At 69.3% G+C, this 25,366-nt stretch carries 24 protein-coding genes; 12 read left to right on the top strand and 12 right to left on the bottom strand.

The features are described 5' to 3' along the window. Positions 1-46: 46 nt before the first annotated feature. Together MW290_RS31710 and MW290_RS31705 are read right to left on the bottom strand one after the other, a co-directional pair. Positions 47-1,027 (bottom strand): Bug family tripartite tricarboxylate transporter substrate binding protein, encoded by a 981-nt coding sequence (locus MW290_RS31710; protein ID WP_250198311.1) that lies wholly within the window; start codon positions 1,025-1,027, stop codon positions 47-49. A gap of 88 nt (positions 1,028-1,115) precedes the next feature. Then, positions 1,116-2,393: a Glu/Leu/Phe/Val family dehydrogenase gene (locus tag MW290_RS31705; protein ID WP_250198310.1), complete on the bottom strand. Its 1,278-nt coding sequence runs from the start codon at positions 2,391-2,393 to the stop codon at positions 1,116-1,118. Positions 2,394-2,531: 138 nt separating this feature from the next. On the opposite strand from MW290_RS31705, the gene proC reads away from it, so the two are divergent. The 4 genes from proC (at position 2,532) to MW290_RS31685 (ending at position 5,735) form a co-directional block, all read left to right on the top strand. Further along, positions 2,532-3,374: a pyrroline-5-carboxylate reductase gene (proC, locus tag MW290_RS31700; protein ID WP_250198309.1), complete on the top strand. Its 843-nt coding sequence runs from the start codon at positions 2,532-2,534 to the stop codon at positions 3,372-3,374. Positions 3,375-3,445: 71 nt separating this feature from the next. Beyond that, positions 3,446-4,585: an MGDG synthase family glycosyltransferase gene (locus MW290_RS31695; RefSeq protein ID WP_250198308.1), complete on the top strand. Its 1,140-nt coding sequence runs from the start codon at positions 3,446-3,448 to the stop codon at positions 4,583-4,585. Continuing rightward, positions 4,582-5,103, top strand: a complete 522-nt coding sequence (locus MW290_RS31690) for a hypothetical protein (protein WP_250198307.1) — start codon at positions 4,582-4,584, stop codon at positions 5,101-5,103. Before MW290_RS31695 ends, MW290_RS31690 begins: the two co-directional genes overlap by 4 nt. After that, positions 5,100-5,735 carry a tyrosine-protein phosphatase gene (locus MW290_RS31685; protein ID WP_250198306.1) on the top strand — a complete coding sequence of 212 codons (636 nt, stop codon included), beginning with the start codon at positions 5,100-5,102 and terminating at the stop codon, positions 5,733-5,735. Before MW290_RS31690 ends, MW290_RS31685 begins: the two co-directional genes overlap by 4 nt. Positions 5,736-5,765: 30 nt before the next feature. On the opposite strand, the gene ubiA is transcribed toward MW290_RS31685, so the two are convergent. The 6 genes from ubiA to recG form a co-directional block, all read right to left on the bottom strand. Then, positions 5,766-6,686: a 4-hydroxybenzoate octaprenyltransferase gene (gene ubiA / locus MW290_RS31680; protein WP_250198305.1), complete on the bottom strand. Its 921-nt coding sequence runs from the start codon at positions 6,684-6,686 to the stop codon at positions 5,766-5,768. Positions 6,687-6,810: 124 nt separating this feature from the next. After that, entirely contained in the window at positions 6,811-7,389 is a 579-nt protein-coding gene (locus MW290_RS31675; RefSeq protein WP_250198304.1) for a PEP-CTERM sorting domain-containing protein, read from the bottom strand. 145 nt (positions 7,390-7,534) lie between these two features. Next, positions 7,535-9,160, bottom strand: coding sequence for a peptide chain release factor 3 (locus tag MW290_RS31670; RefSeq protein WP_250198303.1), 1,626 nt, complete (start codon positions 9,158-9,160; stop codon positions 7,535-7,537). An 87-nt stretch (positions 9,161-9,247) separates the two neighbouring features. Next, positions 9,248-9,769, bottom strand: a complete 522-nt coding sequence (locus tag MW290_RS31665) for a Dps family protein (protein ID WP_250198302.1) — start codon at positions 9,767-9,769, stop codon at positions 9,248-9,250. A gap of 261 nt (positions 9,770-10,030) precedes the next feature. Then, positions 10,031-10,957 (bottom strand): LysR substrate-binding domain-containing protein, encoded by a 927-nt coding sequence (locus tag MW290_RS31660; RefSeq protein WP_250198301.1) that lies wholly within the window; start codon positions 10,955-10,957, stop codon positions 10,031-10,033. Positions 10,958-11,004: 47 nt separating this feature from the next. Continuing rightward, positions 11,005-13,080: an ATP-dependent DNA helicase RecG gene (recG, locus tag MW290_RS31655; protein ID WP_250198300.1), complete on the bottom strand. Its 2,076-nt coding sequence runs from the start codon at positions 13,078-13,080 to the stop codon at positions 11,005-11,007. Positions 13,081-13,132: 52 nt separating this feature from the next. On the opposite strand from recG, the gene queA reads away from it, so the two are divergent. Together queA and tgt are read left to right on the top strand one after the other, a co-directional pair. Next, positions 13,133-14,179 (top strand): tRNA preQ1(34) S-adenosylmethionine ribosyltransferase-isomerase QueA, encoded by a 1,047-nt coding sequence (gene queA / locus MW290_RS31650; RefSeq protein WP_250198299.1) that lies wholly within the window; start codon positions 13,133-13,135, stop codon positions 14,177-14,179. Positions 14,180-14,187: 8 nt separating this feature from the next. Further along, positions 14,188-15,345, top strand: a complete 1,158-nt coding sequence (gene tgt, locus MW290_RS31645) for a tRNA guanosine(34) transglycosylase Tgt (RefSeq protein ID WP_250198298.1) — start codon at positions 14,188-14,190, stop codon at positions 15,343-15,345. 10 nt (positions 15,346-15,355) lie between these two features. On the opposite strand, the gene MW290_RS31640 is transcribed toward tgt, so the two are convergent. Beyond that, entirely contained in the window at positions 15,356-16,024 is a 669-nt protein-coding gene (locus tag MW290_RS31640) for a CAAX prenyl protease-related protein (RefSeq protein ID WP_250198297.1), read from the bottom strand. Between the two features lie 409 nt (positions 16,025-16,433). Between MW290_RS31640 and MW290_RS31635 the strand changes: the two genes are divergently transcribed. Continuing rightward, complete coding sequence (locus MW290_RS31635) at positions 16,434-17,135, top strand: N-acyl amino acid synthase FeeM domain-containing protein (protein WP_250198296.1); 702 nt, start codon at positions 16,434-16,436, stop codon at positions 17,133-17,135. On the opposite strand, the gene MW290_RS31630 is transcribed toward MW290_RS31635, so the two are convergent. From MW290_RS31630 to MW290_RS31620, 3 genes are all read right to left on the bottom strand, one after another. After that, a complete protein-coding gene (locus MW290_RS31630) occupies positions 17,132-18,076 on the bottom strand; it encodes a CysB family HTH-type transcriptional regulator (protein ID WP_250198295.1) in 945 nt (314 codons plus the stop codon). The two genes, MW290_RS31635 and MW290_RS31630, sit on opposite strands and share 4 nt — an antisense overlap. Positions 18,077-18,178: 102 nt before the next feature. Next, positions 18,179-19,285 (bottom strand): tRNA 2-thiouridine(34) synthase MnmA, encoded by a 1,107-nt coding sequence (gene mnmA / locus MW290_RS31625; protein WP_250198294.1) that lies wholly within the window; start codon positions 19,283-19,285, stop codon positions 18,179-18,181. A gap of 26 nt (positions 19,286-19,311) precedes the next feature. Beyond that, positions 19,312-19,806 (bottom strand): NUDIX hydrolase, encoded by a 495-nt coding sequence (locus MW290_RS31620; RefSeq protein ID WP_250198293.1) that lies wholly within the window; start codon positions 19,804-19,806, stop codon positions 19,312-19,314. Positions 19,807-19,927: 121 nt separating this feature from the next. On the opposite strand from MW290_RS31620, the gene MW290_RS31615 reads away from it, so the two are divergent. The 5 genes from MW290_RS31615 (at position 19,928) to MW290_RS31595 (ending at position 25,345) form a co-directional block, all read left to right on the top strand. After that, positions 19,928-21,043: a Re/Si-specific NAD(P)(+) transhydrogenase subunit alpha gene (locus MW290_RS31615; protein ID WP_250198292.1), complete on the top strand. Its 1,116-nt coding sequence runs from the start codon at positions 19,928-19,930 to the stop codon at positions 21,041-21,043. 14 nt (positions 21,044-21,057) lie between these two features. Then, positions 21,058-21,375 carry an NAD(P) transhydrogenase subunit alpha part 2 gene (locus tag MW290_RS31610; RefSeq protein WP_250198291.1) on the top strand — a complete coding sequence of 106 codons (318 nt, stop codon included), beginning with the start codon at positions 21,058-21,060 and terminating at the stop codon, positions 21,373-21,375. Beyond that, the gene (locus MW290_RS31605) at positions 21,372-22,796 is read left to right on the top strand and encodes an NAD(P)(+) transhydrogenase (Re/Si-specific) subunit beta (protein ID WP_250198290.1); all 1,425 of its coding nucleotides are present in this window, start codon (positions 21,372-21,374) and stop codon (positions 22,794-22,796) included. Before MW290_RS31610 ends, MW290_RS31605 begins: the two co-directional genes overlap by 4 nt. A gap of 99 nt (positions 22,797-22,895) precedes the next feature. Then, complete coding sequence (locus MW290_RS31600; RefSeq protein WP_250198289.1) at positions 22,896-24,596, top strand: long-chain-fatty-acid--CoA ligase; 1,701 nt, start codon at positions 22,896-22,898, stop codon at positions 24,594-24,596. After that, positions 24,593-25,345 carry a 5'-methylthioadenosine/adenosylhomocysteine nucleosidase gene (locus MW290_RS31595; RefSeq protein WP_250198288.1) on the top strand — a complete coding sequence of 251 codons (753 nt, stop codon included), beginning with the start codon at positions 24,593-24,595 and terminating at the stop codon, positions 25,343-25,345. Before MW290_RS31600 ends, MW290_RS31595 begins: the two co-directional genes overlap by 4 nt. Positions 25,346-25,366 lie beyond the last annotated feature (21 nt).

Below are 25,366 nucleotides of genomic sequence, written 5' to 3'. Positions count from 1 at the left end.
TCTACGCGCCGCGACGCCGCGGCGACTGAGAGGGGCCTTTCCGGCCTCAATCCAGCTTGAGCCCGATGCGCTCGATCACTGCGCCCCAGCGGCGCGACTCGGCTTCCAGCAGCCTGCGGAAGTCCGCCTGCGTGCCGCCCACCACCGTCAGGCCCTGGTTGTCCATCACGGTCCTGAGCTGCGGGTCGGCCAGCGCGGCATTGACGTCGGCATTGATCTTCTGCACCACCGCCTCCGGCGTGCCGGTGGCCACGAAGAGGCCGTTCCAGGCCATCGACTCCACGCCCTTGACGCCGCCATCGGCCAGCGTGGGCAGGCCCTTCAGGCTGTCGGGCACCTGGGCGGCGCTGACGGCCAGCAGCCGCACCTTGCCCGCCTTCACGTGGTTGAGCAGCGCCGGCGCTGTGGTGAAGGTGGCGTCCGTGTCGCCCTGGGCCACGGCCAGCGCGGCCGGAGGCGAGCCGTTGTAGGGCACGTGGGTGCCGGTCAGGCCCGTCTGCGACAGCAGCAGCTCCATCGTCAGGTGGCTGGAGCTGCCGATGCCCAGCGACGAGTAGTTCATCTTGCCGTTCTGCTGCTTGACCCAGGCCACGAACTCCTGCGTCGTTTTCACCGGCAGGTTGACATTGACCGCCAGCACGTTGGGCTGCGAGGTGGTCATCACCACCGGCACCAGGTCCCGGGCCGGGTCGTACGGCATCTTGCGGTACATGAAGGGCGCGAAGGCGATGGGCCCGTTGAAGCCCAGCGCGAGGGTGTGGCCCTCGTCCCGCGCCTTGGCCGCCACGTCCACGCCCAGCATGCCGCCCGCGCCGGGCTTGTTGTCCACCACCACGGGCTGGCCCCAGCGGTCTTTCAGGCGCTCGCCCAGCAGGCGGGCGATGATGTCCAGCGAGCTGCCGGCTGGCGCCGGCACCACGATGTGCACCGGCCGCGTGGGCCAGGTGGGCTGCGCCTGGGCGGGCAGGGCGCCGGCCACCAGGGCGGCGGTGGCAAGCAGGGCGGGCAGAACGGTACGGCGTTGCATGCGGAATGGAGGAAATGAAGAGCGGGCCTCGAAGGGCCCGCATCCTAGCCGCGCCGCCCCTGCGGCGATGCAGGGGTTGTCGTGGGTGTCAGGGGTACAGGCCGCGCTCTTCGCGTGCGGTCAGGATGCGCTCGCAGGCCACCGCGAAGGTGGCGGTGCGCAGCGTGATCTTGTGCTTGTCGGCCGTGTCCCAGATCTTGCACAGCGCGTCCACCATGATCTTGTCCAGGCGCACGTTGATCTCGTCCTCGCTCCAGAAGAAGCTGGAGAAGTCCTGCACCCACTCGAAGTAGCTGACGGTCACGCCGCCGGCATTGCAGATCACGTCGGGCACCACCAGCACGCCGCGGTCGGCCAGGATGTCGTCGGCCTGCGGCACCGTGGGGCCGTTGGCGCCTTCCAGCACCAGCTTGGCGGTGATGCGCTGGGCGCGCTCGGCGGTGATCACGCCTTCGAGCGCGGCGGGCACCAGGATGTCGCAGCGCACGTCCCAGAACTCCTCGGCGTTCATCCGGTCGGCACCGGCAAAGCCGGCGACGCCGCCGGTGTCCTTCACCGCAGCGGTCAGCGCGGCCACGTCCAGGCCGTTGTCGTTGTAGATGGTGCCGCTGTGGTCCTGCACCGCCACGATCTTGGCGCCGGCCTGCGCGAACAGCTCCGCCGCCGAAGAACCCACGTTGCCGAAGCCCTGCACCGCCACGCGGGCGCCTTCCAGGTTCAGGCCCAGGCGGCGCGCCGCCTCACGGCCGGTGACGAACACGCCGCGGCCGGTGCTCTTGACGCGGCCCAGCGAGCCACCCAGGTGAATGGGCTTGCCGGTGACGACGCCGGTGGCCGTGCCGCCGACGTTCATCGAGTACGTGTCCATCATCCAGGCCATGATCTGGCCATTGGTATTGACGTCCGGCGCCGGGATGTCCTGTTGCGGGCCGATGATGATGCCGATCTCGCTGGTGTAGCGGCGGGTCACGCGCTCGATTTCCTTGCGCGAGTACTGCTTGGGGTCGATGCGGATGCCGCCCTTGGCGCCGCCGTAAGGCAGGTTCACCGCGGCCGTCTTGACCGTCATCCAGGCCGACAGCGCCATCACTTCTTCCAGCGTCACGTCGGGGTGGTAGCGCACGCCGCCCTTGCCCGGGCCGCGCGACAGGTTGTGCTGCACGCGGTAGCCCTCGAAGTGGGCCACGGTGCCGTTGTCCAGCTCGATGGGGATGTCGACGATCAGCGTGCGCTTGGGCCGCTTGAGCGTTTCCAGCCACTTGGCCAGGTGGCCCAGGTACGGTGCGACGCGGTCGACCTGCGACAGGTAGGTGCCCCAGGGGCTGTTCGCCGTGGGGTTGACGAAGGACAAGGCTGCTTGTGACATGGCTTCTCCGGTGGCGCTTTTCGTGGCCACGATGTTGTCGTGGCGCCAATGTAGTCAGGCGCTGGTTGCACGGCGAGTGTGTATGTATGCGTTTTGCGCATGACCTGGGGCGCGTGGCGTGCGACCTAAACTGCGGCCATGAGCGAATCCAGCCCTTCGTCCCTCGGCACCGTCGCCTTCGTCGGCGGCGGCAACATGGCCAGCGCCATCATCGGCGGCCTGGTGCGCGCCGGCCGCGCGCCCGCGTCCATCCTGGTGGTGGACCCGGGCGATGCACAGCGCGCCAGGCTGGAGGCCGAGCTGGGCGTGCGCACGCTGCCGGCGCCGGGCCCGGCGCTGGCCGAGGCGCAAATGGTGGTGTGGGCCGTCAAGCCGCAGCTGTTCCAGGAAGCCGCACGCCCCTGCGCCGGCCATGTGTCCGGCGCGCTGCAGCTGTCCGTGATGGCCGGCATCCGCAGCGACGACATCGCCCAGGCCACCGGCAGCCAGGCCGTGGTGCGCGCCATGCCCAACACCCCGGCACTGATCGGCCAGGGCATGAGCGGGCTCTATGCCCGCCCCGGCGTCACTGCCGAGCAGCGCGCCGCGGTGGAAGCGGTGCTGGCGCCCACCGGCCGCCTGCTGTGGGTGCAGCAGGAGGTGTCGCTGGACGCGGTCACGGCCTTGTCCGGCTCCGGCCCGGCCTACGTGTTCTATGTGCTGGAAGCCATGATGGCCGCGGCCGAGGCCATGGGCCTGAGCGCCGAAGAAGGCAAGCAGCTGGCGCTGGGCACCTTCGCCGGCGCCACCGCGCTGGCCCAGCAAAGCGACGAGCCCCCGTCGGTGCTGCGTGAGCGCGTCACCTCCAAGGGCGGCACCACCTACGCCGCGCTCACCTCGCTGGAAGCCGACGGCGTGAAGGCCGCCTTCGTGAAGGCCTTGCAGGCGGCCCAGCGCCGCGCGGCCGAACTGGGCGACGAGTTCGGCGCCAGCCGACCCTAGAATTTCAGGCCACGGCTGGGCTCGGCGGTTGAGGGCGTTCGTGCAGCCCCTCTCTCACCGCGAGGCCCGCCATGAGCCGTCTTCTCATCCTCAGCGTCAGCGCCGGCAACGGCCACGTGCGCGCCGCCCAGGCGCTGGAAGCCGCCGCCCGCCAACGCCTGCCTGAGGCGGAGGTCGCCCACCTCGACGCGATGCAGTTCGTCGCCAGCGGCTTTCGCAAGCTCTATACCGACGGCTATCTGCGGCTGGTCAAGCACCACCCGGGGATGTGGTCGTACCTGCACCAGAAGTCGGACGCCACACCCCACGCCGCCGCCTCGCAGCGCCTGCGCCGCGCCATGGAGCGGCTGAGCAGCGGCACCCTGCTCAAGCAGGTGCGCCAGCGCCAGCCGGCGGCGGTGCTGTGCACCCACTTCCTGCCGGCCGAGCTGCTGCTGCGTGAACGGCAGCGGGGCCGGCTGGACTGCCCGGTGTGGCTGCAGGTCACCGACTTCGACCTGCACAACATGTGGGTGGTGCCGGAGATGGCCGGCTACTTCGCCGCCACCGACGAGGTGGCCCACCGCATGTGTGCACGCGGCCTGGCGGCCGGGCGCATCCACGTCACCGGCATCCCGGTGATGCCGGCTTTCCAGCCCGCTGCCGACCCGGCCTGCGAGCGCGCTGCCGAACTGACCCGCCTGGGCCTGGACCCGGCGCGGCGCTGCGTGCTGGTGGTTTCGGGCGGTTCGGGCGTGGGCGACCTGCCCCAGGTGGTCGGCCAGATGCTGGCCGGCGCGGGCGACTTCCAGCTGATTGCCGTGGCCGGCCGCAACGAGGCCGCCCGCCAGGCGCTGGAGGCGCTGGCGCCTGCGCACCCCGGGCGGCTGCATGTGCTGGGCTTCACCGACGCCATGCACCGCCTGATGGCGGCGGCCGATCTGGTGGTCACCAAGCCGGGCGGGCTGACCGTTTCCGAATGCCTGGCGCTGGGCAAGCCCATGCTGCTGGTGTCGCCCATCCCGGGCCAGGAGGAGCACAACGCCGGCTACCTGATGGAGCAGGGCGCCGCCTGGCTGGCCTACGACGGCATCGGCCTGCTCTACAAGCTGCAGCGCCTGATGACCGAGCCCCGCCGGCTGGCCGACATGGCCGCCGCCAGCAGCGCGCTGGGCCGCCCCGCGGCCGCCCAGGCGGTGCTCGACCAGGTGCTGGGCGCCGCCCGCTCATGAAGCCGGTCGGCACCGCCTGGCGACCCCTCGCCGTCTACGTCGCCTGGGTGTGGCTGATGGCGGTGTTCTTCGCCCAGGTGGAAATCCAGATCGAGGGCGCCGCGGGGTGGGCAGCCAGCCTGCCCACCTGGCGCATCAGTGGCCATTGGGCCCTCGACCTGTTCTGGGGTGGCCGCCCGATGACGGGTTACCACGCCTGGGTGTTCCCGTTCATGGCGTTGGTGTTCTTTTTTCCGCTCGCCTTCAGTGGCCGCTGGCAGTGGCGGGGCGCCGCCCAGGCCCTGGCCGGGCTGATGCTGTTCTGGGTGGTCGAAGACTTCGCCTGGTTCATCCTGAACCCGGCGTTCGGCTGGTCGCGCTTCAGCCCGGCGCACATTCCCTGGCATCTGCGCTGGTGGTGGGGCCTGCCCGTGGATTACTGGATCGGCCTGCTCGGCAGCGCCGGTCTGCTGGGCTGGCTGGTGTGGCGCTCAACCACCGATGCGCCGGCAACGCCACGAAGCGGGAGCGCGCCATGATCCATCCCCACGCCTGGCATCGCCGCCGGACGCTGGTCGTGCTGGCCAGCGTCTGGACGGGTACGGGCATCGCGGCGGCCAGGCCCTCGGCGCCGGCCTCCGCTTCCGCCCCTGACCCGGGCGCGCGCCCGGCCAACTGGGCCACGCCGCTGCCGGAACTGGGTGTGCCCAACCTGCACCTCATCGCGCCCGGTTTGTACCGCAGTGCGCAGCCGCGCGCCCAGGACGTCGCCGCGCTGCAGCGCCTGGGCATTCGCACGGTGGTGAGCCTGCGCTCCTTCAACAGCGACGAGGCGGTGTTCAAGGGCTCGGGCATCAGTCTGGTGCGGGTGCCGATCAACACCTGGCACATCGGCGACGAGCAGGTCGTCAAGGCGCTGCGGGCCTTGCGTGCGGCTCGCGCGTCAGGGCCGGTGCTGCTGCACTGCCAGCATGGCGCCGACCGCACCGGCGTCATCAGCGCCGTGCTCCGGATGACCGAACAAGGCTGGTCGCGGCAGCAGGCGATGGACGAGATGTTCCACGGAGGCTACGGCTACCACACGCTGTGGCGCAACATCCCGGCCTACCTGCAGCGTGTGGATGCCCAGGCCCTGCAGGCCCGTGTGGCGGCGGCAGAGCCGGGCCGCTGAGTACGTTGGACAGCGCAGGCCACAGGCGCCTCAGCGCAGCGCCAGATCGAGCGCGGTGCCCGCGAACACCGCGAAGCCCACCCAGTGGTTCAGGCGGAAGGCCTTGAAGCAGCCGTCGCGGGTGCGGCCCCGGATCAGGCCGTAGTGCCAGGCGACCTGCGCCGCGGCCACTGCCACGCCGGCCAGGAACCAGCCGCCCAGGCCCAGCAGGCGGCCGATGGCGGCCCAGGAAGCCAGGTGGATCAGGTAGAAGGCCATCACACCGGCCACGTCGAAGCTGCCGAGCGTGAGCGCCGAGGTGCGGATGCCGATGCGGATGTCGTCGTCGCGGTCCACCATCGCGTATTCGGTGTCGTAGGCCAGCACCCAGAACAGGTTGCTCGCCAGCAGCCACCAGGCATGCGGCGGCACCGCGTCGGCCACCGCGCGCCAGCGCCAGTCGGCGCCGCCCAGCACCGCGCTGAAGGCCATCGGAATGCCGAAGCTGAAGGCCACGCCCAGCACCGCCTGCGGCATCGAGACGAAGCGCTTGGCGTAGGGGTAGGCGATGGCGATGGCCAGCGCCGCGAACGACAACAAGATGGTGGGCGCATTGGTGGTGAGCACCAGGCCGAAGGCCACCAGCGCCAGCCCCGCGCCCAGCAGCAGCGCTTCTTTCACCGACACCGCGCCGCTGGTCACCGGCCGCCGGGCGGTGCGCTTGACGTGCTTGTCGAACTCACGGTCGGCCACGTCGTTGACGCAGCAGCCGGCGCTGCGCATCAGCACCGTGCCGGCGGTGAACACGAACAGCAGGTGCCAGCCCGGAAATCCATCGGCCGCCATCCACAGCGCCGACAGCGTGGGCCACAGCAGCAGCAGCCAGCCGGCCGGCCGGTCGAAGCGGATCAGGTCGAGATAGAGCCGCAGCTTGGAGGGTGCGCCCGGGCTGGGGAGTGAGGAGGCTTTCACGGCGCGATTATCGGCCGCTGCCGCCCGCGCAGCGGCCGCGGCACAGGCATGAAAAAGCCACCGGCCGTCAGGCGGGTGGCTTCGTTCAGAGATCAGAACCGGGGCCCTTGCGGCCCCATCCGCCTCAGGCGCGGCGGCGGCGAGCCAGGAAGCCCACCAGAGCCAGGCCGCCGGCCATCAGCGCGTAGGTGCCGGGTTCCGGCACGGCGGAGACGTTGACACTGGCGGTGATGGAACCGATGTTGTCGGCGCTGCCCGCGTCCCAGTAGTACAGCTTCAGCAGGCCGGCGCTGGCGGCCTGGCCGGTGTAGCTGGTGCCCACCAGGAAGAAGTCGCCGCCACCGATCTGGCCGACCAGCGCGCCGTAGGGCGCAGCTAGGCTGCCCTGGGTGAGGTTGCCGAACGACATGCCGATCTGGGTGCCCACGGGCTGGCCGCTGCCGTCGTTCAAGGTGGCGTAGCGGTCGCCCACCAGGCCGTCGGCGTTGGACCAGCGCAGTTCGTCACCGGCCGCCCACAGCTGGCTGGGATTCACGCTCACGCTGAAAGACTGGCCGGCCAGCAGCGACACGGTGGCCGCGCCGGTGGCGTTGTCGCAGGCGCAGTTGTCCTTGGCGCTGACGGTGAAGTCGGCGGCGCCGGCGGCAGAGGCCGCGACGAGCGCTGCCGCTGCAACGATGGATCGGAGATTGCAAGCACTCATCTGAAAGCTCCCTGTAAATTTGTGCTCGATTGCTAGGGGTTTCAGGTGAGTGCCCACACCCCCTGTTGGCGGGGTGCTTGTAACGCGTCGGCGGCGGATCGCGTCATCCGGGGGTCATGCCGGCCCGTCCTGGCGCAGAACTGACTCAATCCCCCATGCGCTGCTGGAAGACCAGCCCGGCGTGCTCGCGCAGCGCGTGGAACTTGATCTTGGGCCAGTTCTCCTGGCAGGCGCGCAGCTCGCCGGCGTATTCCAGCAGCAGCGTGGGCGCGTCCACCGCGTCCAGCGCCAGGCGGTGGCTGTTGCCGTCGATGAAGCGCTTGAGCTCCTTCTCGCCGCCGTCGGCCTCGTCGCAGGTTACCCAGCGGGCCACGTTGAAGCGCGCCGGCATGATGCGGGCCTTGACGCCGTACTCATGCTCCAACCGGTGGGCCACCACCTCGAACTGCAGCTGGCCGACGGCGCCCAGCAGCAGCATGGAGCCGAGCATCGGCCGGAACACCTGGATGGCGCCTTCTTCGCCCAGCTGCGTCAGGCCGGCGCGCAGCTGCTTGGTCTTCAGCGGGTCGGCCACTTCCACCGAGCGGAACAGCTCGGGCGCGAAGAAGGGCAGGCCGGTGAACTGCAGCGCCTCGCCTTCGGTCAGCGTGTCGCCCAGTTGCAGCACGCCGTGGTTGGGGATGCCGATGATGTCGCCGGCAAAGGCCTCGTCCAGCAGCTCGCGCTTCTGGCTCATGAAGGTGACGACCGTGTTGGGCCGCAGCTCCTTGCCCGAGCGCACCACCTTCATGCGCATGCCGCGCTGGAACTTGCCCGAGGCCACGCGCAGGAAGGCGATGCGGTCGCGGTGCGCCGGGTCCATGTTGGCCTGGATCTTGAACACCACGCCGCTGAACTTGGCCTCAGCAGGCTCCACCGTGCGCTGGATGGCCGGGCGCGGGCCGGGTGCGGGCGCCAGGTCGACCAGCGCGTCCAGCACTTCCTGCACGCCGAAGTTGTTGACGGCCGAGCCGAAGAACATCGGCGTCTGCTGGCCGCCCAGGAAGGCCTCGTGCTCGAACTCGGGCGCCGCCTCGCGCACCAGCTCGATCTCGCCGGCGGCCTGTTCGTAAGGTGCGCCGAAGCGGTCGGCCAGCGCGGGGTTGCTCAGGCCTTCGACGATTTCTTCGGTACCGGCCACCCGGTCTTCACCGGGGGTGAACACGCGCATCTGGTCCTTGCGCAGGTCCAGCACGCCGCCGAAGAACTTGCCCATGCCCACCGGCCAGGTGAAGGGCACCACCGTCATGCCCAGCTCGCGCTCGATCTCATCCATCAGCGCCAGCGGCTCCTGCACCTCACGGTCCATCTTGTTGACGAAGGTGAGGATGGGCGTGTTGCGCGCGCGGCAGACCTGCAGCAGGCGGCGGGTCTGCGGCTCGACTCCGTTGGCCGCGTCGATGACCATCAACGCCGCGTCCACCGCGGTGAGCACGCGGTAGGTGTCTTCGGAGAAGTCCTGGTGGCCCGGGGTGTCCAGCAGGTTGATCACGCAGTCGCGGTACTCCATCTGCATGACCGACGAGGCCACCGAGATGCCGCGCTGCTTTTCGATCTCCATCCAGTCCGAGGTGGCGTGGCGGCTGGCCTTGCGCGCCTTCACCGAGCCGGCGATCTGGATCGCGCCGGAGAACAGCAGCAGCTTTTCCGTCAGCGTGGTCTTGCCGGCGTCGGGGTGGCTGATGATGGCGAAGGTGCGACGGCGGCGCACCTGGGGCGTGAGGTCGGACATGGCAGCGCGGTGCGCCCCGGCTGGCGGGGTGCACCGACGATTGGTTGGGGCAAGCCCGCGATTATCGCGGGTGCCGGCTGCCCGGACTCAATCCTGGAGAATGGACCGCAGCATCCATGCGGCCTGCTCGTGCACCGTCAGGCGCTGGGTCAGCAGGTCGGCGGTGGGTTCGTCGCCGGCTTTGTCGGCCAGCGGGAAGATGCTGCGGGCGGTGCGGGCCACGGCCTCATGGCCTTCCACCAGGATGCGCACCATCTCCATCGCCGAAGGCGGCGTGGTGGGGGCGTCCTTCAGCGAGGTGAGTTCACCGTATTGCGCATAGGAGCCGGGGGCCGGATGGCCCAGCGAGCGGATGCGCTCGGCCACAGGGTCCACGGCGTTCCACAGCTCGGTGTACTGGGTCATGAACATCGCATGCAGCGAGTTGAACATCGGCCCGGTGACGTTCCAGTGGAAGTTGTGGGTGGTCAGGTACAGCGTGTAGGTGTCGGCCAGCAGCTTGGACAGGCCACCGGCGATGGCGGCGCGGTCTTCGGGGCTGATGCCGATCTGGATGACCGGCGCGGCGGTGCTGGCTGACGACTTGTCCTTGCCCTTGTTCTTGCTCATGGCGACTCCTGAGGTTGTTACGGACGACTGTAGCGCAGCGACCCCGCCCCTTCGTGTCAATGCCAGAGGGCGCCGGCCAGCCAGTGGCAGGCGGCGGCCAGGCCAACGACGTTGACGGCGAGGCCGAGGGACAGACGAAGCTTGCGCATGGCGGACTCCTGGAAGAAAAAGCACTTGCCAGGAAGATACCGGCGTAAGTGCTGGACGACCAATCGCTGCTTGCGATGCCATCGATAGAGACTATCGATGGCGGTTCCAGCCTCAAGCCGTCAGCCGCTCCACGCCATCGAGCTGGCAGGCATACACCGCATTGCGCAGCGCCGCGATGGCTTCGTAGCGGGTGAAGGTGCGGCGCCAGGCCAGCACCACCCGGCGCGTGGGCACCGGCGGCTCGAAGGGCACGTAGGTCACCAGCCCGCCGGTGGTATCGCGCGGCACCGAGAGTTGCGGCACCACCGTCACACCCATGCCCGAAGCCACCATGTGCTTGATGGTTTCCAGCGAGCTGCCCTCGAAGCTCTTGCGGATGCCTTCGGCGTCGCTGGAAAAGCGCGCGTACTCGGGGCACACCTCCAGCACATGGTCGCGGAAGCAGTGGCCGGTGCCCAGCAGCAGCATGGTCTCGCGCTTCAGCTCGTCGGCGCCCACGCTGGACCGCTTGGCCAGCGGGTGGCTTTTGGGCACGGCGATGATGAAGGGCTCGTCGTACAGCGGCGCGATGGCCAGGCCGGTGTCGGGGAAGGGCTCGGCCATGATGGCGCAGTCCAGCTCGCCGGTGCGCAGCATGTCCACCAGCTTGGCGGTGAAGTTCTCCTGCAGGATCAGCGGCATCTGCGGCGTCATCTCGATGGCATGGCGCACCAGCTCGGGCAGCAGGTAGGGGCCGATCGTGTAGATGATGCCCAGCTTGAGCGGGCCGTTCAGCGGGTCCTTGCCCCGCTTGGCGATGTCCTTGATGGCGGCGGCCTGCTCGATCACCGACTGCGCCTGACGCACGATGGCCTCGCCCAGCGGGGTGACGCTCACTTCGTTGGTGCCGCGCTCGAAGAGCTTGACGTCCAGCTCCTCCTCCAGCTTCTTGATGGCCACCGACAGCGTGGGCTGCGACACGAAGCAGGCTTCGGCCGCGCGCCCGAAATGCTTCTCGCGGGCGACGGCGACGATGTAGCGCAGTTCGGTCAGGGTCATGCCCGCATTGTCGGCAAATGCAAGCCCACCTGTCACCGGGCCCGGGATCAGGCCTTCAGGTACTCGGCGCGGGTGGCCAGCCAGCGTTCCAGGTGGGCTCGGGCGGCGGCAGGGTGGCGGCTGAACAGCACCGCGGCGGCTTCGCGCGCCTGCTCCAGCAGCGGCGCGTCCTGCGCCAGGTCGGCAAAGCGCAGCAGCGCGTCGCCGCTCTGGCGGGCGCCCATGAATTCGCCGGGGCCGCGGATCTCCAGGTCCAGCCGCGCGATCTCGAAACCGTCGTTGGTGCCGGCCATGGCCTTGAGCCGCGCCTTTCCCGACGGCGACAGCGGCCCGGTGTACAGCAGCACGCAGATGCTGGCCACCGCGCCGCGGCCCACCCGGCCGCGCAGCTGGTGCAGCTGCGACAGGCCGAAGCGCTCGGCATGCTCGATCACCATCAGGCTGGCATTGGGCACGTCCACGCCCACCTCGATGACGGTGGTGGCCACCAGCACCTGCATGCGGCCGGCGCTGAACTCGGCCATCACCGCCGCCTTGTCGGCCGCCGGCATGCGGCCGTGCAGCAGGCCCACGCTGCGGCCGGGCAGGGCGGCGCACAGCTCGGCATGGGTTTCGGTGGCGTTGCGCAGGTCCAGCGCCTCTGACTCCTCGATCAGCGGGCACACCCAGTACACCTGGCGGCCGGCCTCCACCTCGTCGGCGATGCGGGCGATGACCTCGTCGCGCCGGCCGTCGGCGAACACCTTGGTCAGCACCGGCGTGCGGCCGGGCGGCAGCTCGTCGATGGTGCTCACCGCCAGATCGGCGAAGTAGGTCATCGCCAGCGTGCGCGGGATGGGCGTGGCGCTCATCATCAGCAGGTGCGGCTCCAGCGTGCTGGCTTCCAGCTTGGAGCGCAGCGCCAGCCGCTGCGCCACGCCGAAGCGGTGCTGCTCGTCGACGATGGCCAGGCCCAGGCGATGGAAGTTCACGTCCTGCTGGATGACGGCATGGGTGCCCACCACCAGCCCGGCTTCGCCGGAGGCCACCATGTCCACCATCTGCTGCCGCGCCTTGCCCTTGCGGCTGCCGCTCAGCCAGGCCACACGGATACCCAACGGTTCCAGCCACTGCACCAGCTTGCGGAAGTGCTGCTCGGCCAGCAGCTCGGTGGGCGCCATCAGCGCGCACTGCCAGCCGGCGCCGATGGCCACTGCCGCCGCCAGCGCGGCCACGACGGTCTTGCCCGAACCCACGTCGCCCTGCAGCAGCCGGTGCATGGGCTGCGGCCGGGCCAGGTCGGCGGCGATCTCTTCGCACACCCGGTGCTGCGCACCGGTGAGGCTGAAGGGCAGCGCCGCCAGCAGCTGCTCGGGCAGGCCGCCGGGCTCGGCCTTCAAGGCGGGCGCCTGCAGCCGGGCGCGCTCGCGTTTGGCTTCGAGCTGGCTCAGCTGCTGGGCCAGCAGCTCCTCGAACTTCAGCCGTTCCCACGCGGGATGGCTGCGGTCTTCCAGGGCGGCGATGGGCGTCTGCGGCGTCGGGTGGTGCAACAGCTGCAGCGCCTGCTTGAGCGTGGGCAGGCCGGGCGGCAGCACCTCGGGGGGCAGCACCTCGCCCAGCGCGGCGCGCTGCAGGCCGCCGGCCACCGCCTTGCGCAGGTAGGCCTGCGGCAGCTGCGCGCTGGCCGGGTACACCGGCGTCATCGCCTGCGCCAGCGGGGTGTCCTCGGTCACGGCCTTCACCGCGGGGTGCACCATCTCCTTGCCGAAGAAGCCCACCCGCAGCTCGCCGCGCACCCGCACCCGCTGGCCCACCGGCATGGCCTTCTGCTGCGAGGGGTAGAAGTGCAGGAAGCGCAGCGTCAGCTCGCCGCTGTCGTCGGCGATGCGCACCACCAGCTGGCGGCGCGGGCGGGTTTCCACGCGGTGGTCCAGCACCACGCCTTCCACCTGCACGGTGCCGCCCTCGCGGGCCTGGCCGATGGGGATGTTGCGGGTTTCGTCCTCGTAGCGCAGCGGCAGGTGCAGCGCCAGGTCGATGTCGCGCTTCAGGCCCAGCTTGTGCAGGGCCCGCTGCGGCGCCGACAGCGCCGGGGCCGCGCGTGGGGCTGTCTCTTTCGTCGCACGTTCGGCGGCTGGGGGCATGGAACAATTGTGCCGCCACGCACTCTCTACAGGCCGGTGAAGCCTGCAGCCCATGCCCTTCCAGAACCGTCGTTTCACTCTCAGCGATTTCGACTTCGAGCTGCCGCCCGAACTCATCGCGCAACATCCCGCCGCCGAGCGCAGCGCCTCGCGCCTGCTCGACGGCACCGGGCTCGTGCCCATCGACCGCCAATTCCGTGAGCTGCCGCGCCTGCTGCGCGCCGGCGATCTGCTGGTCTTCAACGACACCGCCGTCATCAAGGCTCGGCTGCTGGGCGTCAAGGACACCGGCGGCGCGGTGGAGGCGCTGGTCGAGCGCGTGCTGCCCGGCAACGAAGTGCTGGCCCACCTGCGGGCCAGCAAGTCGCCCAAGGCCGGCGCCCAGCTGCGCTTCGCCGACGCCTTCGACGCCCAGGTGCTGGGCCGCGGCGGGCCCGACAACTCGCTGTTCCACCTGCGCCTGCCCGAAGACCCGTTCGCGCTGCTGGCGCAGCATGGCCACGTGCCGCTGCCCCCGTACATCAGCCACGCCGACGACGCGGCCGACGAGGAGCGCTACCAGACCGTGTTCGCCAGCCGCCCCGGGGCGGTGGCGGCGCCCACCGCTTCGCTGCACTTCGACCAGGCCGTGCTGGACGCGCTGGCCGCGGTGGGCGTGAAGACCGCCCGCGTCACGCTGCATGTGGGTGCTGGCACCTTCCAGCCGGTGCGCACCGACGACCTGTCGGAGCACAAGATGCACAGCGAGTGGTTCGAGGTGAGCGAAGCCACCGTGCAGGCCATCGCGCAGACCCAGGCCGCCGGTGGCCGTGTCATCGGCGCCGGCACCACCACGCTGCGCGCGCTGGAGTCGGCCGCGCTGGGCGGCACGCTGCAGGCCGGCGCGCGCGAGACCTCGCTCTTCATCACGCCCGGCTTCCGCTTCAACGTGGTGGACGTGCTTCTGACCAACTTCCACCTGCCCAAGAGCACGCTGCTGATGCTGGTCAGCGCCTTCGCCGGCCACGAGCACGTGCGCGCCCTCTACCGCCACGCCATCGAGGCGCGCTACCGCTTCTTCAGCTACGGCGACGCGATGCTGCTGCAACGCAGCGCCTGAAAGTTTGCATGCTTGAGTTTGATTTGCTGGCCACCGAAGGCCATGCACGCCGTGGGCGCCTGCGCCTGAACCATGGCGTGGTCGAAACCCCGATCTTCATGCCCGTGGGCACCTACGGCACCGTCAAGGGCGTGAGTGCGCGTTCGCTGCACGAGATGGGCGCCCAGATCATCCTGGGCAACACCTTCCACCTGTGGATGCGCCCCGGCCTGGACGTGATGCAGCAGTTCGGCGGGCTGCACCGCTTCGAGGGCTGGCACAAGCCCATCCTGACCGACAGCGGCGGCTTCCAGGTGTGGAGCCTGGGCGAGATGCGCAAGATCAGCGAGGAGGGCGTCAAGTTCGCCTCGCCGGTCAACGGCGACCGGCTGTTCCTCACGCCCGAGGTGAGCATGCAGATCCAGACGGTGCTCGATTCCGACATCGTCATGCAGTTCGACGAGTGCACGCCTTACGAAACCAAGGGCCACATCACCACCGAGGCCGAGGCGCGCAAGTCGATGGAGCTCAGCCTGCGCTGGGCGCGCCGCTGCCAGGCCGAGTTCGCGCGGCTGGAAAACCGCAACGCCCTCTTCGGCATCGTGCAGGGCGGCATGTTCGAGAACCTGCGCGAAGCCTCGCTGGAAGCGCTGGTGGAGATGAACTTCCCCGGCTACGCGGTGGGGGGCGTCAGCGTCGGCGAGCCCAAGGACGAGATGCTGCGCATCATGGCGCACACGCCGCACCGGCTGCCGGCGCACAAGCCACGCTACCTGATGGGCGTGGGCACGCCCGAAGACCTGGTGGAAGGCGTGGCCCAGGGCGTGGACATGTTCGACTGCGTGATGCCCACCCGCAACGCGCGCAACGGCCACCTGTTCACCCGCTTCGGCGACCTGCGCCTGCGCAACGCCCGCTACAAGACCGACGAGCGGCCGATCGATCCCACCTGCCGCTGCATGGCCTGCGCCGGTGAGCCGGGCACCGGCGTGGGCGCGGTGAGCCGCGCCTACCTGCACCACCTCGACCGCTGCGGCGAGATGCTGGGCCCGATGCTGACCACCATCCACAACCTGCACTACTACCTGAACCTGATGCAGGAAGTGCGCGACGCGCTGGACGCCGGCCGCTTCGAGGCCTTCCGCGCCCAGTTCAAGGCCGACCGGGCGGTCGGTTTACAAACTTAGCGCCGACCGCCTACCAAAACTGCCACTGCCCGGTGGCCACCACCCAGATGCCGAGCACGCCGTTGGTGACGGCATGGGCGATCACCGGCACCCACAGCTTGCCGGTGCGCACGTACAGCAGCGCATAGGCCAGGCCGGCCACGATGGCGGCCAGCCACAAGGTGTGCGCCAGCATGAACACGAAGGTGGACAGCACGATGGCCTTGATGCCCACGTGGGCCGGGTCCACCGCCTCGAACTGCGGGCGCGCCAGCCAGCGCATCAGGTAGCTGCGCCAGAACAGCTCCTCCATCACCGGCACCAGCAGCGCCGCGCCCACCCAGCGCATCACGATCAGCGGCCAGTCCAGGCCGCCGGCAGCGGTCAGCGGCACGAAGGTGGCGCTGGGCTGGCCCAGCTGCATCCACGGTGCATCCAGCTGTATCCAGAGCAGGAAGACGGCCAGGCCGGTGCCCACGGCCAGCAGCCACTGCCGGGCGTCGGGCAGCGTCTGGCGCGCCAGCTCGCCGTACTCGCTGCGGAAGTACCACAGCAGGCCGCCGACGGCGACGACCGTGACGCCATACACCCAGCGCGGGTCGAAGGAGGCGTCCGCGGGCAGCGCGCCCCGCAGGGCCAGCAGCGCCATGAACAGCGCAAAAGGGGCGATCCGCGCGATCGCGGCACGGCTGAAAGTCATGATCCTGTCTAAAGGGGCTCGTATCGTCCGAGTATCCCGGGCGGGTGTGACAGGCCGCGCCGCGCGAATCGGTGGGGTCGCGCATGGAACCTGGCCGGGGAGTGCCAATTCTTGCTGCTGATTTGCAACCGAACGTGTCTGAGATTTCAGCGCGGGGGCGGTTGTTACAAGGGCAGAATGCGCAGGCAAAGCGCACCACAACGCAGCGCGGAGACCACATTCGTGGAATCTTTCGCACAAGCAGACGACGATTTCTGATCCGCGTTCCTCAACTCTTGCTACAGCTTTGTGGCTGGGCACCGGTCAGAATTCGCACAAGAGACCAACAGGGGTGGGGGGTGTGAACTTGAGACCCGGCATGACAGAGGCGTCGAACACGATCATCGGCGCGACATTCCAGCCGCATCGGATGGCCGCGACCGACGTGGAGCCGGATGCGGCCCGACCCCGGTTGTTCAAGATCCGGGGCGCCAACTCGCATGGGCAGCGCAGTTCGGCCAACATCCTGATCAAGCGGCGTTACGCCTGGCGCGGCTATCACAACGCCGGCCTGCCCGAGGGCCAGACGCCCAACCGCATCACCCTCACCGCCACCGACCACGACGCGATCATCGGCACCATCACCGTGGGGCTGGACGGGCCGGAAGGCCTGCACGCCGAGGACACCTTCGGCCCGGAAGTGGCCCAGCTGCGCGCCGACGGCCACCGCATCTGCGAGTTCACCAAGCTGGCGATGGACCCGGTGTCTGGCGCCAAGCAGGTGCTGGCCTCGCTGTTCCACGTGGCCTACATCGTGGCCTACCGGTTCAAGGGCTTCGACACGCTGCTGATCGAGGTGAACCCCCGCCACGTCAATTACTACGTGCGCATGCTGGGTTGCAAGGTGCTGGGGCCGGAGCGGCTCAACCGCCGTGTCAACGCGCCTGCGGTGCTGCTGCACCTGGACTTCGGCTACACGCTGCAGCAGATCGCCCGGTTCGGCGGCCAGCCGGAACTGGCGGCCACCGAGCGCTCGCTCTATCCGTTCTCGTTCTCGCTGACGGAAGAGGCCGGCATCATCAGCCGGCTGCAGAAGTCCAACTGGTCGACCGACCGGCCGATCCGGTCCTAGATCTCGAAGCTGGAACCGGCGCTGGACTGCAGCGCCTGTTCCACCACCGCGCGGCCCAGCGGCGGCGCGAAGGTCTCGATGAAGGCATAGGCGTAGTCGCGCAGGAAGCTGCCGCGGCGCACCGCCAGCCGGGTCATGTTGGCGGCAAACAGGTGCCGCGCATCCAGCGCCGTCAGGTGGCGGTCGCGTTCTTCGTCGTAGGCGATGGCCGCCACGATGCCCACGCCCAGCCCCAGTTCCACATAGGTCTTGATGACGTCGGCGTCCATCGCCGTCAGCACCACCTGCGGCTGCAGGCCATGGCGCTCGAACGCCTCGTCGATGTGGCCGCGGCCGGTGTAGCCGGCTTCATAGGTCACCAGCGGGTAGGCCGCCACGCTTTGCAGCGTCAGCGTTTCCAGCTCGGTCAGCGGATGGCCGGGCGGCGTGATGACCACGTGCGTCCAGCGGTAGCAGGGCAGGGCCACCAGTTCGTCGTATTTGGTCAGCGCCTCGGTGGCCACGCCGATGTCGGCGCTGCCGTCGAGCAGCATCTGCGCCACCTGCTGCGGCGAGCCCTGGTGCATGTGCAGCGTGACGTCGGGGTGCGAGGCGCGGAAGTCGCGCACCGCGGTGGGCAGTGCGTAGCGCGCCTGCGAGTGGGTGGCCGCGATGGTGAGCGTGCCGCGGCCGGCGCGGGCGAAGTCGTCGCCGGCGCGGCGCAGGTTGTCGGCCTCCATCAGCATGCGCTCGACGATGGGCAGCACGGTGGCACCGGGTGCGGTGAGGCCCGTCAGTCGCTTGCCGGCACGGACGAAGAGCTCGATGCCAAGCTCCTCCTCCAGCTCGCGGATCTGCCGGCTCACCCCGGGTTGAGAGGTGTGGAGGGCTTCGGCCACCGAGGTCAGGTTGAAGCCCTGACGCACGGTTTCCCGAACGGATCGCAACTGCTGGAAGTTCAAGGGCGGATGCTCGCTGATGAGAGCGCCGCATTTTGAAAGGCGTTTTTATGCTGAAGAACTACTTATTGCGCTTGAGCATATTTGTTCGTCGCATAAAGAAGGTCACATAGCTGCGGAAATCACGCCACCCCCGAGACAGACCTCGCCGTCGTACAGCACGGCGGATTGGCCCGGCGTCACCGCCCATTGCGGCTCGTCGAAGCGCAGGCCGAAGCTGCCGTCCTCGCGCGGCTCGAAGCGGCAGGCCGCATCGCTTTGCCGGTAGCGGGTCTTGGCGGCGCAGTCGGCCAGTGCGGGTGGCGTGCCGGCGATCCAGCTGGTGTCGGCCGCGCTGAGCGCGGGCGATTGCAGCCAGGGGTGGTCGTGGCCCTGCACCACCACCAGCACGTTGCGCTTCAAGTCCTTGCGTGCCACGTACCAGGGCGCATGCTCGCCCTGCGGACCCTGCGCCGACTTGACGCCGCCGATGCCCAGGCCCTGGCGCTGGCCCAGGGTGTAGAAGCTCAGGCCCACGTGCTGGCCCACCACGCGGCCGTTCTCGTCCTCGATGCGGCCGGGCGCGTGCTGCAGGTAGCGGTTCAGGAACTCCCGGAACGGCCGCTCGCCGATGAAGCAGATGCCGGTCGAGTCCTTCTTCTTGGCATTGGGCAGGCCGATCTGCTCGGCGATGCGGCGCACCTCGGTCTTGTGCAGCTCGCCCACCGGAAACAGCGTGCGGCTGAGCTGCGCCTGCGTCAGCCGGTGCAGGAAGTAGCTCTGGTCCTTGCCGGGGTCCAGGCCCTTGAGCAGCTCGAAGCGGCCGTCCACCTCGCGCACGCGGGCGTAGTGGCCGGTGGCGATCTTTTCGGCGCCCAGGCGCATCGCGTGGTCGAGGAAGGCCTTGAACTTGATCTCGGCGTTGCACAGCACGTCGGGATTGGGCGTGCGGCCGGCGCCGTACTCGCGCAGGAACTCGGCGAACACGCGGTCCTTGTACTCGGCAGCGAAGTTGACGTGCTCCATCTCGATGCCGATGACGTCGGCGACCGAGGCGGCGTCCAGGAAGTCCTGGCGCGTGCTGCAGTACTCGCTGTCGTCGTCGTCTTCCCAGTTCTTCATGAAGATGCCGACGACCTCGTAGCCCTGCTGCTTGAGCAGCCAGGCCGTCACCGCCGAGTCGACGCCGCCCGACAGGCCCACCACCACACGCTGCTTGTTCCTCGTTTCCATGCGCGGATTGTCCCGCGCAGCCGATCTCAGCGTTTGACCTCGGGGATGAAGACCGTGGGATCCACGGTGAGCACGTCCAGCGGGTAGCGCTTGCCGGCCAGGTGGTCGTCCAGGCAGCGCAGCAGCAGCGGGCTGCGGTGCGGCACCGCGCTGCGGCGGATTTCGTCGGGCGTCATCCACACCGTGCGCAGGATGCCGTCGTCCAGCACCCAGCCGGGCGCGGGCTCGCTGGCCTTGCCGGCGAAGGCCATGCGCAGGTAGGTCACGTCCTCGCCGGTGGCGGGGCGGTGGAAGCGCGAGAGGTAAAACCCCAGCAGGTACTGCGGCTCGAAGCTGCAGCCGGTTTCCTCCAGCGCCTCGCGGATGGCGCCCTGCACCGGCGATTCGCCGGGCTCCAGGTGGCCGGCGGGGTGGTTCAGGCGCACGCCTTCGGTGGTTTCCTCTTCGATCATCAGGTAGCGGCCTTCGTGCTCGATGACGGCGGCCACGGTCACGCTGATCGGGGGACGGCGGGAACTCATGACCGGATGGTAGCCGCGTGAACCATGACACGGACGGCAGGGGAACTTGTGTAAGCTGCCCCGCAACATGCCGCGGCAGAACGGCGGCCAGCAATTCATCACTGTTGGAGGAGAAGTACCCATGCTCATCGGCGTTCCGCTCGAGACGGCCGCGGGGGAAACCCGCGTGGCCGTCACCCCCGAGACGGCCAAGAAGCTCCAGGCCCAGGGCCACCGCGTGCTGGTGCAGGCCGGTGCCGGCGTGGCCGCCAGCGCCACCGACGAGGCCTACCAGGCCGCCGGGGCCGAAACCACCGACGCAGCCGGCGCCTTCGGCGCCGAACTGGTGCTGAAGGTGCGCTCACCCTCGGCCGACGAGCTGGGGCTGATGAAGCCCGGCACCGCGCTGGTGGGCATGCTCAACCCCTTCGACCGTGAGGGGCTGGGCCGCCTGGCCGCCGCGGGCCTGACCAGCTTTGCGCTGGAAGCCGCGCCCCGCACCACGCGGGCGCAGAGCATGGACGTGCTGTCCAGCCAGGCCAACATCGCCGGCTACAAGGCCGTGATGATCGCGGCCGACAAGTACCAGCGCCTCTTTCCGATGCTGATGACCGCGGCCGGCACCATCAAGGCCGCGCGCGTCGTCATCCTGGGCGTGGGCGTGGCGGGCCTGCAGGCCATCGCCACCGCCAAGCGTCTGGGCGCCGTCATCGAGGCCAGCGACGTGCGGCCGTCGGTCAAGGAGCAGGTGGAGTCGCTGGGCGCCAAGTTCATCGACGTGCCGTATGAAACCGCCGAGGAGAAGGAAGCGGCCGAAGGCGTGGGCGGCTATGCCCGCCCGATGCCGCCCAGCTGGCTGGAGCGCCAGAAGGTGGAGGTGGCCAAGCGCGTGGCGCAGGCCGACGTGGTGATCACCACCGCGCTGATCCCCGGCCGGCCGGCGCCGGTGCTGGTGACCGAGGAGATGGTGCGCAGCATGAAGCCGGGCTCGGTCGTCGTCGACCTGGCCGCGCCCGCGGGCGGCAACTGCCCGCTCACCGAAGCCGGCCGCACCGTGGTCAAGCACGGCGTCACCCTGGTGGGCGAGACCAACCTGCCGGCCCTGGTGGCCGCCGATGCCAGCAGCCTGTACGCCCGCAACGTGCTCGACTTCCTGAAGCTGGTGCTGCCCAAGGACGGCGGCTTCCAGGTGCCGATGGACGACGACATCGTGGCCGCCTGCCTGATGACCCAGGCCGGCGAGATCAAGCGCGCCTGACCCCGGAGACCCTCATGGACATCGTTTCGCACACCGTCACCAACCTCATCATCTTCGTGCTGGCCATCTACGTGGGCTACCACGTGGTGTGGACCGTCACGCCCGCGCTGCACACGCCGCTGATGGCCGTGACCAACGCCATCAGCGCCATCGTCATCGTGGGTGCCATGCTGGCGGCCGCGCTCACCGAAGGCGCCTCGGCCAAGATCTTCGGCGTGCTGGCCGTGGCCCTGGCCGCGGTCAACGTCTTCGGCGGCTTCCTCGTCACCCGGCGCATGCTGGAGATGTTCAAGAAGAAGGACCGCCCGGCCGCCAAGAAGGAGGGTGCATGAGCCTCGACCTCGTCACCCTGCTCTACCTGGTGGCCAGCGTCTGCTTCATCCAGGCGCTCAAGGGCTTGAGCCACCCCACCACCTCCATCCGCGGCAACCTGTTCGGCATGGCCGGCATGACCATCGCGGTGCTCACCACCGCGGCGCTCATCGTCAAGCTGGCCCAGGGCAGCGCCGGTGGCCTGGCCTGGGTGCTGCTGGGCCTGCTCGTCGGCGGCAGCGCCGGCGCCGTGATGGCCAAGCGCGTGGAGATGACCAAGATGCCCGAGCTGGTGGCCTTCATGCACAGCATGATCGGCCTGGCCGCGGTGTTCATCGCTGCCGCCGCGGTCATCGAGCCGCATGCCTTCGGCATCGCGCTCAAGGGCGACCCCATCCCCGGCGGCAACCGCATCGAGCTGGCGCTGGGCGCCTTCATCGGCGCCGTCACCTTCAGCGGCTCGGTCATCGCCTTCGGCAAGCTCAGCGGCAAGTACAAGTTCCGCCTGTTCCAGGGCGCGCCGGTGCAGTTCACCGGCCAGCACATCCTCAACCTGGTGCTGGGCCTGGCGGCGGCCTTCTTCGTCTTCGGCTTCTGGCACTCGCAGAGCAGCCTGGACATCACCGCCGTCATCGTGCTGGGCTTCGTGCTGGGCGTGCTGCTCATCATCCCCATCGGCGGGGCCGACATGCCGGTGGTGGTGAGCATGCTGAACAGCTACTCGGGCTGGGCGGCGGCGGGCATCGGCTTCAGCCTCAACAACAGCATGCTGATCATCGCCGGCTCGCTGGTGGGCAGCTCGGGCGCCATCCTGAGCTACATCATGTGCAAGGCGATGAACCGCTCGTTCTTCAACGTCATCCTGGGCGGCTTCGGCGGTGATGCCAGCGCCGCCACGGCGGGCGCGCAGCAGCAGCGCAGCGTCAAGAGCGGCAGCGCCGACGATGCGGCCTTCATCATGGGCAATGCCGAGACGGTGGTCATCGTGCCCGGCTACGGCCTGGCGGTGGCGCGGGCGCAGCATGCGGTCAAGGAGCTGGCGGCCAAGCTCACCGCCAAGGGCGTGACGGTGAAGTACGCCATCCACCCGGTGGCCGGCCGCATGCCGGGCCACATGAACGTGCTGCTGGCCGAGGCCGAGGTGCCCTACGACCAGGTCTTCGAGATGGAAGACATCAACGGCGAGTTTGGCCAGGCCGACGTGGCCATCATCCTGGGCGCCAACGACGTGGTGAACCCGGCCGCGCTGCAAAAGGGCAGCCCCATCTACGGCATGCCCATCCTGGAGGCCTACAAGGCCAAGACCGTGATCGTCAACAAGCGCTCGATGGCCGCGGGCTACGCCGGTCTGGACAACGAGCTGTTCTACATGGACAAGACGATGATGGTCTTCGGCGACGCCAAGAAGGTGGTGGAGGAGATGGTCAAGGCCGTGGAGTGACGGGCTGCACACCGCGTGCCAAACCGCTATCGAATCCCCTGATGCTGCACCGCGGAAGGCTCCGTCAGAATCGCCCCTTCGTTTCTGGAGCCCCCCGCGATGGAGAAAACCTGGCTGAAGCAATACCCCGCCGGCGTTCCCCCCGAGATCAAGTTCGACTTGTATGCCTCGTTGGTGGCGCTGCTCGAGGAGAGCTTCCGCAAGTACCGTGACCTGCCGGCCTATGTGTTCATGGGCCGCAGCTACCGCTTCGGCCAGGTGGACGATGCATCGCGGGCTTTCGCCGCCTACCTGCAGTCGCTGGGGCTGGAGCGTGGCGACCGCGTGGCGGTGATGATGCCCAACGTGCCGCAGTACCCGGTGGCGGTGGCCGCCATCCTGCGTGCGGGCTTCGTGGTGGTGAACGTCAACCCGCTGTACACCCCGCGCGAGCTGGAGCACCAGCTCAAGGACGCCGGCGCCAAGGCGCTGGTGATCCTGGAGAACTTCGCCCACGTGTACCAGCAGGTGGCCCATGCGGTGCCGGTGCAGCACGTGGTGCTGGCGGCCATGGGCGACATGCTGGGCTTGGTCAAGGGCACGCTGGTGAACTACGTGGTGCGCCAGGTCAAGAAGATGGTGCCGGCCTTCGAGCTGCCCACTGCGGTGCGCTTCGGCGAGGCGCTGAACATCGGCCGCCGCAAGCCCTACACCGCGCCAACCCTGGGCCCCGACGACATCGCGGTGCTGCAGTACACCGGTGGCACCACCGGCGTCAGCAAGGGCGCGGTGCTGCTGCATCGCAACCTGGTGGCCAACGTGCTGCAGTGCGAAGCCTGGTACCAGCCGGCGCTCAAGAAGATTCCGCCCGGCGAGCAGATCGTCACCGTGTGCGCGCTGCCGCTGTATCACATCTTCGGCTTCAACACGAACATGATGCTGGCGATGCGCATGGGCGGCTGCAACCTGCTGATCCCCAATCCGCGCGACCTGCCGGCGGTGTTGAAGGAGCTGAGCAAGCACCGCTTCCACAGCTTCCCGGCGGTCAACACGCTGTTCCATGCGCTGGCCAACCACGCCGACTTCCACACCGTGGACTGGAGCCACCTGAAGATCTCGGTGGGCGGTGGCATGGCGGTGCAGAGCGCCACCGCCAAGCTGTGGCTCGAGAAGACGGGCTGCCCCATCGTCGAGGGTTACGGCCTGTCCGAAACCTCGCCGGTGGCGTCGTGCAACACGGTGGACAACCACCAGTTCACCGGCACCATCGGCCTGCCGCTGCCCAACACCGAGTTCATGCTGCTGGACGACGAGGGCCGCCCGGTGCCGCCGGGGGCGGCGGGCGAGATCGCGATCCGCGGCCCGCAGGTGATGGCCGGCTACTGGCAACGGCCCGATGAAACCGCCAAGGTGATGACGGCCGACGGCTTCTTCCGCACCGGCGACGTGGGCGTGCTGGAAGAGCGCGGCCTCTTCAAGATCGTCGACCGCAAGAAGGACATGATCCTGGTCAGCGGCTTCAACGTGTACCCCAACGAGGTGGAAGACGTGCTCACGCAGATGGACGGCGTGCTCGAGTGCGCCGCCGTGGGCGTGCCCGACGAGAAGGCGGGCGAGGCGGTGAAGGTGGTCATCGTCAAGAAGAACCCGGCGCTGACCGAGCAAGACGTGCGCGCCTACTGCGAGGCCAACCTCACGGGCTACAAGCGGCCGCGGGTGGTCGAGTTCCGCACCGAGCTGCCCAAGACGCCGGTGGGCAAGGTGCTGCGCCGCGAACTGCGCGACAAGCCCCCCGCCCCCACCACCACGACGGCGCATTGAGCGGCCGGCCCGTGGGCCCCATCGCCATCGTCAGCGCGCTGCACGACGAGTTGCGCGCCATCGACGCCGGGCTGCAGGGGCGCAGCCTGCAGCGCCGCGCCGGCCGTGACTTCCACGTCGGCCGGCTGCAGGGGCATGACGTGCTGCTGGTGCTCAGCGGCATCGGCAAGGTGGCCGCGGCCACCACCGCCACGCTGGCGCTGGAAGTGTTCGGTGCCCGCGCGCTGCTGTTCACCGGCGTGGCCGGTGGCCTGGCGGCCGATGCGCAGGTGGGCGACGTAGTGGTGGCGCGCGAGCTGCTGCAGCACGACATGGATGCCTCGCCGCTGTTCCCGCGCTACGAGGTGCCGCTCACCGGCCGCAGCCGCTTTGCCGCCGACCCGCTGCTGGCCGATGCCCTGGTGGCCGCGGCCGGCGAGGTGCTGTCGCAGCCGCATCCGGCGCTGCAGCGCTTTGGCATCGGCCGCGTGCGCTGCCACCAGGGCCTGGTGATCAGCGGTGACCGCTTCGTCAGCACCGCAGCCGAGAGCGCCGCGTTGCGCGCGGCCCTGCCCGAGGCGCTGGCGGTGGAGATGGAAGGCGCCGCCGTGGCCCAGGTGTGCCACGACAGCGGTCGGCCCTTCGGCGTGCTGCGCACCTTGTCCGACCGCGCCGACGATGCGGCGCATGTGGACTTTCCGCGCTTCACCGCCGAGGTGGCGGCCGAGTTCTCGCGCGACATCGTCTGCGCCGCGCTGCGGCAGTTGTAGCCGCCGGCCGAGGCACACTCG

The organism is Aquincola tertiaricarbonis (genome assembly GCF_023573145.1).
Taxonomy (GTDB): Bacteria; Pseudomonadota; Gammaproteobacteria; order Burkholderiales; family Burkholderiaceae_C; genus Aquincola; species Aquincola tertiaricarbonis_B.
This window is presented reverse-complemented; position numbering and strand designations above follow the sequence as displayed.

Coding starts and splice junctions, on each gene's coding strand:
- MW290_RS31660 (WP_250198301.1), bottom strand. CDS start 10,957: ATGACCCTGACCGAACTGCGCTACATCGTCGCCGTCGCCCGCGAGAAG.
- MW290_RS31605 (WP_250198290.1), top strand. CDS start 21,372: ATGAGCCTCGACCTCGTCACCCTGCTCTACCTGGTGGCCAGCGTCTGC.
- MW290_RS31620 (WP_250198293.1), bottom strand. CDS start 19,806: ATGAGTTCCCGCCGTCCCCCGATCAGCGTGACCGTGGCCGCCGTCATC.
- MW290_RS31640 (WP_250198297.1), bottom strand. CDS start 16,024: ATGACTTTCAGCCGTGCCGCGATCGCGCGGATCGCCCCTTTTGCGCTG.
- recG (WP_250198300.1), bottom strand. CDS start 13,080: ATGCCCCCAGCCGCCGAACGTGCGACGAAAGAGACAGCCCCACGCGCG.
- MW290_RS31710 (WP_250198311.1), bottom strand. CDS start 1,027: ATGCAACGCCGTACCGTTCTGCCCGCCCTGCTTGCCACCGCCGCCCTG.
- queA (WP_250198299.1), top strand. CDS start 13,133: ATGCCCTTCCAGAACCGTCGTTTCACTCTCAGCGATTTCGACTTCGAG.
- MW290_RS31600 (WP_250198289.1), top strand. CDS start 22,896: ATGGAGAAAACCTGGCTGAAGCAATACCCCGCCGGCGTTCCCCCCGAG.
- MW290_RS31685 (WP_250198306.1), top strand. CDS start 5,100: ATGATCCATCCCCACGCCTGGCATCGCCGCCGGACGCTGGTCGTGCTG.
- MW290_RS31670 (WP_250198303.1), bottom strand. CDS start 9,160: ATGTCCGACCTCACGCCCCAGGTGCGCCGCCGTCGCACCTTCGCCATC.
- MW290_RS31665 (WP_250198302.1), bottom strand. CDS start 9,769: ATGAGCAAGAACAAGGGCAAGGACAAGTCGTCAGCCAGCACCGCCGCG.
- MW290_RS31690 (WP_250198307.1), top strand. CDS start 4,582: ATGAAGCCGGTCGGCACCGCCTGGCGACCCCTCGCCGTCTACGTCGCC.
- MW290_RS31695 (WP_250198308.1), top strand. CDS start 3,446: ATGAGCCGTCTTCTCATCCTCAGCGTCAGCGCCGGCAACGGCCACGTG.
- mnmA (WP_250198294.1), bottom strand. CDS start 19,285: ATGGAAACGAGGAACAAGCAGCGTGTGGTGGTGGGCCTGTCGGGCGGC.
- MW290_RS31635 (WP_250198296.1), top strand. CDS start 16,434: ATGGCCGCGACCGACGTGGAGCCGGATGCGGCCCGACCCCGGTTGTTC.
- tgt (WP_250198298.1), top strand. CDS start 14,188: ATGCTTGAGTTTGATTTGCTGGCCACCGAAGGCCATGCACGCCGTGGG.
- MW290_RS31705 (WP_250198310.1), bottom strand. CDS start 2,393: ATGTCACAAGCAGCCTTGTCCTTCGTCAACCCCACGGCGAACAGCCCC.
- MW290_RS31675 (WP_250198304.1), bottom strand. CDS start 7,389: ATGAGTGCTTGCAATCTCCGATCCATCGTTGCAGCGGCAGCGCTCGTC.
- proC (WP_250198309.1), top strand. CDS start 2,532: ATGAGCGAATCCAGCCCTTCGTCCCTCGGCACCGTCGCCTTCGTCGGC.
- MW290_RS31615 (WP_250198292.1), top strand. CDS start 19,928: ATGCTCATCGGCGTTCCGCTCGAGACGGCCGCGGGGGAAACCCGCGTG.
- MW290_RS31610 (WP_250198291.1), top strand. CDS start 21,058: ATGGACATCGTTTCGCACACCGTCACCAACCTCATCATCTTCGTGCTG.